We start from the raw sequence: 12,197 nt of genomic DNA, 5'->3' as shown, positions 1-12,197 counted from the left end.
GCTATTTCCTCCGTTTGAGGCGGAGTGTAGCAGGGGATAGGCGTGCGGCGAGGGGTGACGCGGCGCTAAGCTTTGACGGCTTCAGCCGTCACCGGGCGCATGAGGAGGGCGGTGATCGCCTCATCCACGCTGATTTCGCCTTCAATGACCGCGGCGACGGCCTCGCAGATGGGCATTTCAATGCCACGCGCCCTGGCCAGCCGGCGCAGGACCGGGGCTGTGGCGACGCCTTCGGTGACGGCGTTGCGGGCGCCGAGGATGTCTTCCTGTTTTTCGCCTTTGCCGAGCGCCAGCCCGAAGGACATGTTGCGGCTGGTTTCCGAAGAGCAGGTGAGCACAAGATCGCCCAGGCCGGAGAGGCCGGTGAGGGTTCCTGCGTCTGCGCCTAGGGCGAGCGCAAGGCGGGTCATCTCCGCATAGCCGCGCGCGATGGTGGCGGCATGGGCCGAGCGGCCGAGCCCCTTACCGAGTGTGATGCCGCAGGCAATGGCGAGCACATTCTTCACGGCGCCGCCAATCTCCGCCCCCAGAAGATCCGTTCCCAGATAGGGGCGGAAGGTGGGCGTGGAAATTGCCTGAATGAGTTCTGTGCCGAGGGCGGCGTCTTCCATGGCGAGGGTGACGGCGGTGGGCAGGCCGCGGGCAACATCAATGGCGAAACTGGGACCGGACATGACGGCGGGCACGGCTTCAGGCAGTTCGTCTTTCAGGACCTGGGTCATGAATTCGCCCGTGGCGAGTTCGATGCCCTTGGAGCAGAGGACGACCGGCGTGCCGGGGCGCAGGCTGGCGCGCAGGGCGCGGAGCGTGGTGCGCGTGTGCTGGGCGGGGGCGACAGCGAAGATCGCGTCGGCAGGCCCCAGGTCTTCCAGCTTGTTGGTGGCGCGGATTTCCGGCTTCAGCGGCACGCCTTTGAGGAAGAGGGAATTCTCGCGTGCCGTGTTGATGGCGTCGGCCACCTCGGGCTCCAGCGCCCACAGGTGGACGGTCTGGCCTTGGCGGGCCAGCATTTGCGCGATCGCCGTGCCCCAGGCGCCGCCGCCGATAACGCCGAATGTCTTGAAGTGCTTTGTCATAGCCCGGTTTTGGCCGAAGCCGAGGCGGGGGGCAAGCGGGGAGGGCGGTTGGGTTTGAGCCGCGCTCGAGCGAAGCCTTACAGCTGCGTCACCCTCGACGGGCGGTAGCCCGTCAGAGGGCCCATCTCCTTATCTCCCCACATGCTCTCTCGGCGAGGGCGGGCGATGGGCCCTCAGATGCGCTTTCGCGCATCGAGGGTGACGACAGATGGAGAGGGCAGCTATCAGATAGATTGAGGTCAGACGAAGACGAAGGTGCCGTTTTCGCCGTCTACCGTGATGGCGACCTTGCGGCCGACGGGGCTCTTGTCTTCGCGGAGCACTGCCAGCGTTGCGGCGTCAGCATTGTTGGCGAGCGCGCGGCGGCCATCGGCGAGGCGGGCGAAGATGATGCCGCGCTCAGGGCCTTCCTTGCCATGGGTGACGGTGAAGGTTTCCAGCGTGGCTTCGCAATTCTCCGCGGCGATCTCGACCTGCTCGGACGGCTTGGCAGCTTTTTCGGCGGGGGTGAACTTGGCGGGTTTGGTGGTGGAGTAGACGCCGGCGGCTTCCTTGGTCATCCAGCCGCCATTGGCGAGGACGAGGCCGGTATTGCCGGGGTTTTCGCGCAGCAGGTTCACCATCTCGGCTATTCCGTGCAGGGAGTAGTTATTGCCTGGGCCGCCGAAGAAGGGCAGGCCGCCAGTGAGGGTGAGCGGGCGCTTGTCGGCTTTCCAGTCCAGCCCCAGGGCGGCGGCGCCGGAGAAGACGGCGCAGGGGAAGCAGGAGTAGAGATCGAGATGGTCGATCTCGGCAGTCGTCTTGCCAGCCTGTGCGAGGGCGCGGGAGACGGCGGTGTCCATTGCCCAGGAGCGGTCCAGCACGGGGCGGACGGAGATGTGATCATCGCCAGCTTCGCCGCCGCCGTGGAGATAGACGCGCTTTGCTTCCGGCACGCCGAGTTCGTCTGCCTTCGAGGAGGAAACGATGATGGCGGCGGCGCCCTGATTGACGGCATCCTGCGCGATGAACCATTTCAGGAAGGGGTCTGCATACTCATAGTTTTCGCGCGAGGGCGTGGAGAGGAACTCCACCGAGTGTTCCTGCGGAAACTGCGAGTACGGATTTTTTGCAGCGACGGCCGAGAAGGGCTGGAAGAGTTCGGCCATAGCCTTGCGCTGGCCGGCGCGTCCGCGGCCTTCACGGGCAGCGATGGCGTTTTCGAAGATGCCGTAGAAATAAGCCGGTGTGACGAGACCGTGCTTGATCTCGCCACGCGAAATCATCATCGGGCCGAGGCCGCGGTCTTCATAGTCGCGCGCGTCAGCATCGGCCCAATTGATCTCGACGCCATTCTTGCGGGCGCCTTTGGAGGCGCGGTTGGCTTCCGAACCTGAGATGAGGACGGCTTCAAACTCGCCCTCATGAATGCGGCGGGCAAACTCGTTGACCAGCGCTTGCGGGCTCTGACCGCCAACGGTTTCGTAGACGAGGTGGCGCGGATTGGTGCCGGTCTCGCGGGCGAGCGTGCCCGGCAGGTTTGTGTTGTGGCCGTGGGGGTGCCGGTCGCCGGGTACGGAGTCCTCGAAGATACGGACGACGGCAATCGCATCGATGGCGGCGGCAGTGCCTGCGGCGCCGGTATCGGCAAGGGCAGCCTTGGAGGCGTCCGCCATCAGCGATAGCGGCGAAGGCGCGCCGGCGCCGCCGCTCTTGCCATCCCACTGGCTCATCGCCTGGCCTACGCCGATCAGGACCGGAAAATCACCCTTGGCCATCGCTGCTGCTCCCTTTTCTCATGACTGGTCTGGACGCTGTTTAACGTGCGGTCAGGCAGGCTGCGAGCCCCGACGCTGGGTAAAGCCGTCGGGAGAGAGGCAGTTCGAGAAGGATCAGGCCGTTTCGCGCATGAAGGCGATGATGGCCTGGCTGAAGGCTTCCGGGCGATGCTCCTGCAGGAAGTGGCCGCCGCCGGAAATCGTCACGTGGTTGCGATCGCGCGCGCCGGGGATGCGCGTCTGGAATGCGGCTTCTCCGCCTTTGGTGACGGGATCATCATCGGCGAAGGCAGTTAGAACTGGCTTCTCGAATTTCTCCAGCACGGCCCAGGCCGCGTCATTTTTTGCGCGCTCTTCCGCGGCATTGGGCAGAAGTGGCACAAGCGAGGGAAAGCGGCGGGCGCCGGCCAGATAGGTTTCGTCCGGGAACGGAGCCTCATACCCGTCGAGAATACTGGTGTCCGAAATGTCTGACAGGAGACCGAAGACATCGCGGATGGAGAAATCCGGGGATTCGGCAGCGTACTTGACCCAGAAGAGGAAGGCGCCGGGCGCGCCGGCGCGAAAGGCGTCCCCCACATCGCCGGCAGAAGGCACGGGCACCTGCGGGTAAAGCATGGCGAACATTTCCGACAGCTGGGGCGCGACCTGTCTGGAATCCGGCAGGCCGGTATTGGCGACGACGAGGCGGCTGAAGCGATCCGGATGCATGCCCGCGAGGCGCAGGCCGAGCAGGCCGCCCCAGTCCTGGCAGACAAGCGTCATGTCCGTCAGATCCAGCGCCAGCATCCATTGTTCCAGCCATCCGACATGGCCGGAATAGGAATAGTCTTCGATTGAGCCGGGCTTGTCGGATTTGCCGAAGCCGATGAGGTCTGGCGCCAGGACGCGGTATCCGGCAGCTGTCAGCAGGGGGATCATCTTGCGGTAAAGATAACTCCAGGAAGGCTGGCCATGCAGGCAGAGGATTGTCTCGCCATCCTTCGGGCCTTCATCAAGATAGTGCATGCGCAGGGGCGTGCCGTCAGCGGCCTTCACATCAAGATAGTGGGGCGCGAAGGCATAGCCGGAGAGATTTTCAAACTGCGTATCGGGTGTGCGCAAGACTTTCATTCTGTTTCCTCCCAGGCCAGCTCACGAATATATTGGCATTAATCGTGCCATTTCTTTTTGCGCTTCGCAACAGGCATTTCCGGGCACTGCGAAGATGTCTCAGGGTGGGGGAGGAGATTTCATTTGACGCTGACCGGTGGGGTTCATAGGCCAGCTAGGTGGCCTCAAGCAGGGCCTGCACGGGGTTTGACCATGAGCGACCTTTCTGCGGATGGCGCGCTGATTGCCGCCAATATCGAAACCGTGAAGCAACGGATGGCTGCGGCCTGCGGCCGAGTGGGCCGGGCGCCGGAGAGTGTGACGCTGTTGCCGGTGACGAAGACGGTGCCGGCAGAGCGGTTGCGGGCGGCCTATGCGGCGGGCCTGCGCAGTTGCGGCGAGAACAAGGTGCAGGAAGCGAAGGAGAAATCCGAGGCGCTGGCAGATCTGCCGCTAAGCTGGTCTGTGATCGGGCATCTGCAGACCAACAAGGCCAAATATGTGGCGCGTTTTGCCGATGCCTTTCAGGCGCTCGACAGCCTGAGGCTGGCCGAGGCGCTGGACCGGCGGCTGGAGATCGAAGGGCGAACGCTGGATGTGTTTATTCAGGTGAACACATCGGGCGAAGAGAGCAAGTTCGGGCTGGAGCCGTCTGTGGCGGCAGACTTTGCGCGGGCGCTGGCGCCGTTTGAGCGCCTGAAGGTTCGTGGACTGATGACGCTGGCAATCTTTTCGGCCGATGAGATGGCGGTGCGCGCCTGCTTCCGGCGGTTGCGCGCCGTGCAGGCGGAGATCCGTGAATCCGCGCCGGGCGTTTGTGTTGACGGGTTGTCTATGGGCATGTCTGGCGACTTCGAGTGGGCGATCGAGGAGGGCGCGACGCTGGTGCGCGTGGGGCAGGCGATCTTCGGGCCGCGCCCCCTGCCGGATGATCATTACTGGCCCGGTCTCGGCGGCAAACGTGAAAAGGAGACGCCGTGAGCGTCATTTCCATCCAGAGCCAGGTCGTGTTCGGCCATGTGGGCAACAGTGCGGCAATCTATCCAATGATTGCAAATGGTGTGGCCGTTCAGGCGGTGCCGACGACGCTTTTGTCAAACATTCCGGGATACCCGACCCTGCGCGGCAGGGTGTTGCCGGCGGATCTGGTGGCAGACCTTCTGTTGGGCGTTGAGGAGCGCGGCCTGGTTACTGCGTCTCGCGCGATGGTGACTGGCTATCTGGGGTCGGTGGAGAATGCGGGCGCGGTGAAGGACTTCGTGTTGCGCGCAAAGAAGGAAAATCCTCAGCTAACCTATATCTGCGATCCCGTGATCGGAGACACCGACCTTGGTGTGTTCGTCGCTGATGGATTGCCCGAGTTTTTCCGCAGGGAACTGGTGCCGTTGGCGGACATCATCACGCCGAATGCTTTCGAATTCGGCCTTCTGGCAGGGCTGGAGACATATGGGGCAACGGCAGTGGCCGGCGCGCTGCGGCGCGGCGTGGGGGGCTTGCCGGATCAACTGGCGGTAACCGGTGCAATTCCTGAAGATGCGCCGGGATTCATCGACACGCTGATTGCGCAGGGTGGGAAAATCTGGCGCATCCGTACGCCGAAAGTAGATGTACGCCCGCACGGAACCGGGGATCTTTTTACCGGCGCGCTGACGGCGTCGCTCGCGCGGGGCCAAAATTTCGTTGCAGCATCCGAGCAGGCGGTGGCCAGCGTTTATGATGTTCTCGCTTCCATGCCGTGCGGCGAGGCAGGAGAAATGCCACTTGCCGCGCAAATGGCGGCGCTGCGCTGTCAGCCGCGTCCCTTCGTTGCAGAGCCGTTGTAGCAAGTGAGCTTTTGTGTCGTCACGACCCTGGCCTAGTTGGGGGGGGGCTCCGTGGCCGCGTGACGCACTTGTTCCTGCGGGCATGCCATGGTCCTAAGCGTCCTATGGGATTTTTGTTTGCACGCTCCCGTATTCTGTCCCTGATCGGCGTTCTGGCGCTGATCGGCATGTTTGTGCGCGGCATTGTGCCTGCAAATTACATGCTTACGGCGCCTGAAACGCCGGGCCACATTCTGGAAATTGCGGTCTGTCATGGCGACGGTAGCAGTTCCGCTGTGAAGCGCCTGGACCTTTCAACGGGCGAGTTCCTGGACGGTGATGAAGATCCTGGAAATCAGCAGGAAGACGGGCAATCGAGTTGTCCGTATGCGCTCAGCTCGATCTATTCGCTTGCTCTGCCTGCGGCAGATGTCATTCAACCGATGTGGAGCAGCATTGCAGATGAGCCGCTGCGCGTGCTCCTTATCCCGGGGCGTGGAGCGCCCGCTCCTCCGCCGCCTGCGCGTGGCCCACCCCTTCAGGTCTAAAACGTTCTCGTGATTGCCTGCGCGCAGCTTAAAAGCTGCGCGCGGCGATCAGCAAGCGGCTGCGCGCAATGCGCTGCTGCGTCTGTATTGATCTGAGAAAAGACCTGAAATGAAACACAATTTTCTCCGCAGCTCGGCTGCGGCACTCGTCGCGTCTGGCAGCTTCCTGCCCATGGCATTGGCGCAGGAAGCCACAGAGCTTCCTCCTATCGAAGCCCTTGAAGATAGCTTCTCAACAAGTGGTACTGGTGGGCAAGACGGCGGCTATTCCGTCTCCCGTAAAGACGTGGAAGCGGGTATTGCGGCTTCGGCCGACCCGTTGATGCTGCTTTCCCGCAAGCCGGGCGTAGAGGTGCAGTGGAACGGCGGCATCGCGTCACTGCCGGTTCTGCGCGGGTTGGCCGACGACCGGGTTGGCGTACTGATCGACGGCATGCAGGTCACCAATTACTGCCCCAACCACATGAACCCGGCGACCTCCTACATCAATGCGGCGCGGGTCGAGCGGATCGTTGTGACGCCGACACTTTCGCCAGTGAGCCTCGGCGGCGATAATATAGCAGGGGTAATCGCGGTTGAAAGCCGGGAGCCGGAATTCTCCGCTGGAGGCGTCGAGTATTCCGGCGAGGCAGGTATCCGCTATCGCAGCGTCTCCAATGGAATGGGGGCCTCATTGCAGGCCAATCTGATCGGCGAACGGTTCAGTGCCCGTTATGACGCAGGTTGGAACAAGGCGGACAACTACAAGTCAGGCTCTGGTGACGAGGTCCGCTCCACGCTGTTCGAAAGTTATGAGCAGTCGCTTCTTCTGGCCGCTCAGCCTGCGGAAGATGTGTTGTTCTGGGTGAGGTTCAGCCAGCAGGGAGCGCCTTATGAGGGATTCGCCAACCAGCGCATGGACCTTACCGACAATAAGAGCAGCAGCGTGCAGCTGCATGGCGAAGGCCCGGTCGGGCCGGGCATTCTGGTGGGGGAAGCCTCCTGGCGGGAAGTAGACCATGAAATGAACTTCCTCTCCGACAAGGGCGGGGCAGCCAACGGCGGCATGCCGATGATCACCGAGGGCAAGGATGTCTCGGCGAAGGTTTCCTATGATATGCCGGTTGAAGGTGTTGGGCGGGTTCGCCTCGGGGCGGAAATGTTCCAGGCTTCCATGTACGACTACTGGCCGGCTGTGCCCGGCAGCATGATGATGGCGCCGCTGGACTACATCAACATCAATGACGGGGAGCGTAACCGCACGGGCGTCTGGGCCGAATGGGAAGCTCATCCTGCGCCGGAATGGTCTACCCTTCTGGGGCTGCGCTATGAGCGTGTGGAAACGGATACGGGCGATGTTCAGCCGTATTCTTATACCGGCATGATGAATATGGCTGACGCCATGGCTGCCAATGCGTTCAACGCGGCCGATCGCGCGCGAGAAGACGACAATCTGGATGTAACGGCAAAAGCCATCTGGCGGCCGGCCGACAGCACCATGATCGAGTTTGGCGCGGCGCAGAAATCGCGCTCTCCCAATCTCTACGAGCGCTATGCATGGGGCCGCGGGAATATGTCGACATCGATGACCAATTTTACCGGCGATGGGGCCGGCTATGTGGGCGACATAAACCTGAAGCCGGAAGTCGCACGTAGCCTCGCGGCAACGATCGACTGGTCCGACGGAAAGGAATATGGACGTGCACTGAAGGCTTCGGCCTGGGCATCCCGTGTCGAGGATTACATTGACGCTGATCAGATTGGCACGCTGATGGACGGGCTGCCGATCTTGCAGTTCGCCAATCACGAAGCCGACCTGTTCGGCATAGAGTTGTCAGGCGCCTTGCCCGTCTGGGAAAATGATCTTGGGACTGGCCGCCTGACCGGTTTGTTGGCCTGGGCCGAAGGGGAGAACAAGGAGACCGGCGACAACCTCTACAACATTGTGCCGCTGAAAGGGATCTTTGCGCTGGAGAATCGCAAGGGCGCCTGGACCCAGGCACTTGAGATGGAACTGGTTGACGATAAAGACAGGGTGAACGGCCTGCGTCAGGAAATCCGCACGGCGGGTTATGTCTTGTTGCACCTGCGCGCCGGGGGGGAGGTTGGCCCGTTCCGGATCGAGGCTGCAATCGAAAACCTTCTGGATCAGGATTACGACCTGCCGCTCGGTGGTATCGCGTTTGGCGACTACAAGTACGAGGGGCGCGTCGGGCCGTTCCGTCAGGTCGCGGGGCCGGGGCGTTCACTCAACCTGAGTGTCAGCGTCGGCTTCTAAAATGATTGGGGGACGGATTTCTCCCGGATACATGGCGGGCGCGGCTCTTACCGCGCTCGTTCATACCGGCCTGCTGGTTGGCGCGCTGCTTGTTGGCCCTTCGGGGCAGGGCGCGCGTTTGCCGGCGGGTCAGGCATTCACTGTAACTGTAGTCGAGCTGCCTGGGCCGTCGCCTTCTGACCAACAAGGCCCCCCCGCGGTGCCTTTGCCTGTGTCTGAGCTAGATCGGCCCGCTCGCACTGCCAAGTTGCATCCTGCCGTTGAGACCGCAGCAGCCGATCCCCCCGCGCTGGAACGGGTGGACGCGGCCGACGAGATGTCATTGGTGCCATCTGACGAGGCTGCCGAAGTCCCTGAAAGTGAAATGGCCAGCCCTTCGGCCGCGGCGTGGCGGGAAGCGGGCTCCCCAACGGTTTCGCCCGGTACGGACGGAGCAGGCGGTAACACTTTGGATGACGGGGGAGCCCTTGATGCCGGTGAAATGCGGGAGGTGGAGCTTGACGCCTATTTCCGGGCGGTGCGGTTGCAACTCGACCCATTCGCGCCTCGCAGAGTTTCAGGCGCGCGTGATTGCCGGGTGGCGTTTGCGCTGACACAGCAGGGCGAAGTGGTCTTCGTCCGCCTTGAAGGCAGCAGCGGGCAGAAGCTGTTCGACCGGCGCTGCCTGAAGGCGGTAACCGCGGCGGCGCCATTTCCGGATGCGCCGGTGAATGCGCAACCGGAAGACCTGCTGTTCGCAATAACCATGAAGAACCGAGGCTAGACGGCTGGAGCGGGTGAAGGGAATCGAACCCTCGTCGTCAGCTTGGGAAGCTGCTGCTCTACCATTGAGCTACACCCGCTTAGCGGCGCTATTTGAGACGGTTCAGGCGGCGGCGCAAGGGGGCGTCTCCCGCGTTTGGCCGGTATCTGGCTTGCGGGCTGGCTAAATTGGTGGCCCCGGCGTAAAAGGCCGCCGATGAACGGTTTTTTGCTTGTAGCTCTGGGCGGCGCCATCGGCGCGAGCCTGCGCCATGGTGTGGGCCTGCTGGCCGTGCGCCATATGGCCACCGGCTGGCCGTGGAGCACAAGCATTGTGAACGTGACGGGCAGCCTCGCCATGGGCCTTCTGGCCGGATGGCTGGCGCTCAAGGCAGAAGGGATCAGCCAGGATATGCGGCTGTTCCTGGCGACCGGCCTGCTTGGCGGGTTCACGACGTTTTCAGCATTTTCACTTGAAGTGGCCACGATGTTGCGTTCGGGCGAGACAGCAAAAGCTGCGCTTTATGCGGGCCTGTCGTTGTTGCTCGGCGTTTCGGCCCTTTTTATCGGCCTCTGGATGGCCCGCAGGATATTCGCATGAGCGGACAAATCATTACCGAAACCGTATCGGACAAGGAAACCGGTGCGCGCCTTGATCGTTGGCTGAAGCGCCGCATGAATACGACGCAGGGCCAGATCGAAAAATTGCTCCGCACAGGGCAGATCCGTGTCAATGGCAGCCGGGCGAAGGCCAACACGCGCCTCGAAACCGCCGATGAGGTGCGCTTTCCGATCTTCGCTGACGGCGACGCGGGCAGCCGCAAGGCGGCCACCGCCAAGCAGATTTCCGAAGAAGACCGGGAGTTTCTCCGCTCACTGATCCTGTATGAAGATCGCGACATGATCGCGATCAACAAGCCGGCTGGCATTGCCGTGCAGGGCGGTTCGGGGCAGGGGCGCCATATCGACGGGCTCCTCGCTGGAATGGAAGAGGACGGGCACCGGCCCGTCCTTGTCCACCGGCTGGACAAGGACACCTCTGGCGTCTTGCTGCTGGCCAAACACCCTGCTGCCGCCGCGCGCCTGGCCGACCTGTTCCGCGGGCGCGACATGGATAAGGTCTATTGGGCGATCACCGTTGGTGTGCCTGCGCCCCAGGCCGGGCAAATCCGTTGCTGGATGGTCAAGGGCGTTCCTGACGAGAATGAGCCTTCGGGCTATCGTCCTGTGGACCCGCGTGCCACTGGTCGCCGCCGGGATGGCGACCGTGAACGGATGATCCGCTCGGCGCAGGGGGTTGAAGGCGCGCGCCACGCGATAACCGATTACGCCGTTGTGTCGACTGCCGGCCCGAAAGCGGCCTGGGTGGCACTGCGGCCGCAGACGGGCCGGATGCACCAGCTGCGTTTCCACATGCTGGAAATGAACACGTCGATCCTTGGTGACGAGAAATACAAGTCGCGCCGGGAGGTGCCCCATGGCCTCGCGCCGGGGATGCACCTTCACGCGCGCGCGCTGGTTATCCCCCGCGAGCATGGAAAGCCGATAACCATCGTTGCGCCCCTGCCGCCGCACATGAAGGAAACCTTCGAGACGTTAGGCTTCCTCGAGCAGGAGGCCGGCCGGGATCCGCTGGCGCCCTTCATCTGACGAGACCGATGCTGCAAGACCTTCGCCTCGCAATCTGGGATGTGGATGGCACGCTCGTGGACAGCCGCGACGTGATCCAGGCGTGCATGGAAACAGCCTTCAAGGGCGCGGGTCTTCCGCCGCCAGCGTATGATGCAACCCGCCGCATCGTCGGGCTTAGCCTTTCTGAGGCGCTGTCGACGCTCGCGCCGCCGGATATCAGCGATCAGAAGCTGATCGAGCTGGTTGAGGCCTACAAGCATTCCTTCACGGTTCACCGCTCGCGCCCTGGCCATCAGGAGCCGATGTATGAGGGCGCGCTGGAGCTGCTGGAGGCCTTGAAAGAACAAGGCTGGCTGATGGCGGTTGCCACCGGCAAGACGCATAGGGGCGTCGATGCCCTGTTCGAAAAGCACGCACTCCGTCACTTCTTCGATACGGTGTGGTGCGCTGATGACGGCCCCGGCAAGCCGCACCCGTTCATGGTCGAACAGGCGATGAACGCACTGGGCTGCGCGCCGCAGGAAAGCCTTATGATCGGGGACGCCATTCACGACATGGCCATGGGCAAGGCTGCTGGTGTGCGAACGCTCGGTGTCAGCTGGGGCTTTGGCCGCGCCGATGAGCTCGAAGCAGCTGGCGCGGATGAAATCCACCACGATTTTGGATCGCTAGCTGGTAGCCTTAGGGTGTTCGCGGGCGTTTAGAGCGTATCTGGTTTTTACAAATTGTTAGGAACAAGTGGCGCATGCCGCGCGTTGGTAGGCCAAATACTCACTGAAGCGTGAAAGCTGACTCAAGCGCGATCGTCCTGACCCATGCAAACCCTCAAGTTCGAATTGGCAATTGCCGGAGCTGCTCTCTTCGCTCTTGGCGCATTCGTCGCCACCCGGCCGCAGCAGGCTGAGGCTGTTCAGGCGCCCGGCCTGACACAGTTCACGAAGACTGACTATGCCGCCTTCGACCGGAATTTTGAGACCCGCGGCAAGGACTGCCAGGTTGGGCTCGCGCGTGACAAGCTCTGCTTCGGCGTTTCGCCAGTGGAGAATATCCTGGAGCCAGGTATCACGCTGCCAGCTGAGGTTCCGATGGTAGGTGCTGAATTCCGCATCATCGTGGTGACTGACCTCAAGAAGGACAATCTCCGGACGGTGCGTTTTGGCCGGACACTGGCGCTGGTCGACCCGGAAACCCGCTATGTGCATGATGTGTTGCATTTGACCGCGCCTGGCTACGAAAAAGCACGTCAAACTACGGTCCACTAGGCCTTTCAGCGGCATCCGGGGCTTGGAAGC

12 protein-coding genes and 1 tRNA gene are annotated in these 12,197 nt (G+C 62.5%); 9 read left to right on the top strand and 4 right to left on the bottom strand.

Translation table 11 applies throughout. The features are described from left to right. Window positions 1-65 precede the first annotated feature (65 nt). From K1X12_RS15400 to K1X12_RS15390, 3 genes are all read right to left on the bottom strand, one after another. The gene (locus tag K1X12_RS15400; RefSeq protein ID WP_220988464.1) at window positions 66-1,076 is read right to left on the bottom strand and encodes an NAD(P)H-dependent glycerol-3-phosphate dehydrogenase; all 1,011 of its coding nucleotides are present in this window, start codon (window positions 1,074-1,076) and stop codon (window positions 66-68) included. Between the two features lie 239 nt (window positions 1,077-1,315). Next, window positions 1,316-2,833 (bottom strand): acetyl-CoA acetyltransferase, encoded by a 1,518-nt coding sequence (locus K1X12_RS15395; RefSeq protein ID WP_220988463.1) that lies wholly within the window; start codon window positions 2,831-2,833, stop codon window positions 1,316-1,318. Window positions 2,834-2,947: 114 nt separating this feature from the next. Next, window positions 2,948-3,946 carry a haloalkane dehalogenase gene (locus K1X12_RS15390; protein WP_220988462.1) on the bottom strand — a complete coding sequence of 333 codons (999 nt, stop codon included), beginning with the start codon at window positions 3,944-3,946 and terminating at the stop codon, window positions 2,948-2,950. 192 nt (window positions 3,947-4,138) lie between these two features. On the opposite strand from K1X12_RS15390, the gene K1X12_RS15385 reads away from it, so the two are divergent. The 5 genes from K1X12_RS15385 (at window position 4,139) to K1X12_RS17275 (ending at window position 9,295) form a co-directional block, all read left to right on the top strand. Continuing rightward, a complete protein-coding gene (locus K1X12_RS15385) occupies window positions 4,139-4,906 on the top strand; it encodes a YggS family pyridoxal phosphate-dependent enzyme (protein WP_220988460.1) in 768 nt (255 codons plus the stop codon). After that, on the top strand, window positions 4,903-5,748 hold the full coding sequence (gene pdxY / locus K1X12_RS15380; RefSeq protein WP_220988459.1) for a pyridoxal kinase: 846 nt from the start codon (window positions 4,903-4,905) through the stop codon (window positions 5,746-5,748). Before K1X12_RS15385 ends, pdxY begins: the two co-directional genes overlap by 4 nt. A gap of 104 nt (window positions 5,749-5,852) precedes the next feature. Beyond that, window positions 5,853-6,275: a DUF2946 family protein gene (locus K1X12_RS15375; protein ID WP_220988458.1), complete on the top strand. Its 423-nt coding sequence runs from the start codon at window positions 5,853-5,855 to the stop codon at window positions 6,273-6,275. A gap of 109 nt (window positions 6,276-6,384) precedes the next feature. Continuing rightward, window positions 6,385-8,532: a TonB-dependent receptor gene (locus tag K1X12_RS15370; protein ID WP_220988456.1), complete on the top strand. Its 2,148-nt coding sequence runs from the start codon at window positions 6,385-6,387 to the stop codon at window positions 8,530-8,532. A 211-nt stretch (window positions 8,533-8,743) separates the two neighbouring features. Then, window positions 8,744-9,295 carry a TonB family protein gene (locus K1X12_RS17275; RefSeq protein WP_220988455.1) on the top strand — a complete coding sequence of 184 codons (552 nt, stop codon included), beginning with the start codon at window positions 8,744-8,746 and terminating at the stop codon, window positions 9,293-9,295. Window positions 9,296-9,300: 5 nt separating this feature from the next. Here K1X12_RS17275 and K1X12_RS15360 read toward each other — a convergent pair. Beyond that, window positions 9,301-9,374 (bottom strand) — tRNA-Gly (locus K1X12_RS15360). A gap of 116 nt (window positions 9,375-9,490) precedes the next feature. Between K1X12_RS15360 and crcB the strand changes: the two genes are divergently transcribed. The 4 genes from crcB (at window position 9,491) to K1X12_RS15340 (ending at window position 12,167) form a co-directional block, all read left to right on the top strand. Then, on the top strand, window positions 9,491-9,874 hold the full coding sequence (gene crcB / locus K1X12_RS15355; protein ID WP_220988454.1) for a fluoride efflux transporter CrcB: 384 nt from the start codon (window positions 9,491-9,493) through the stop codon (window positions 9,872-9,874). Then, window positions 9,871-10,923: an RluA family pseudouridine synthase gene (locus tag K1X12_RS15350; protein WP_220988452.1), complete on the top strand. Its 1,053-nt coding sequence runs from the start codon at window positions 9,871-9,873 to the stop codon at window positions 10,921-10,923. The genes crcB and K1X12_RS15350 overlap by 4 nt, the downstream gene beginning before the upstream one ends. Window positions 10,924-10,931: 8 nt before the next feature. Next, complete coding sequence (locus K1X12_RS15345) at window positions 10,932-11,609, top strand: HAD-IA family hydrolase (RefSeq protein WP_225908002.1); 678 nt, start codon at window positions 10,932-10,934, stop codon at window positions 11,607-11,609. Window positions 11,610-11,720: 111 nt separating this feature from the next. After that, window positions 11,721-12,167, top strand: coding sequence for a hypothetical protein (locus K1X12_RS15340; RefSeq protein WP_220988450.1), 447 nt, complete (start codon window positions 11,721-11,723; stop codon window positions 12,165-12,167). Window positions 12,168-12,197 lie beyond the last annotated feature (30 nt).

This window comes from Hyphomonas sediminis, from assembly GCF_019679475.1.
Lineage (GTDB): Bacteria > Pseudomonadota > Alphaproteobacteria > Caulobacterales > Hyphomonadaceae > Hyphomonas > Hyphomonas sediminis.
This window is presented reverse-complemented; position numbering and strand designations above follow the sequence as displayed.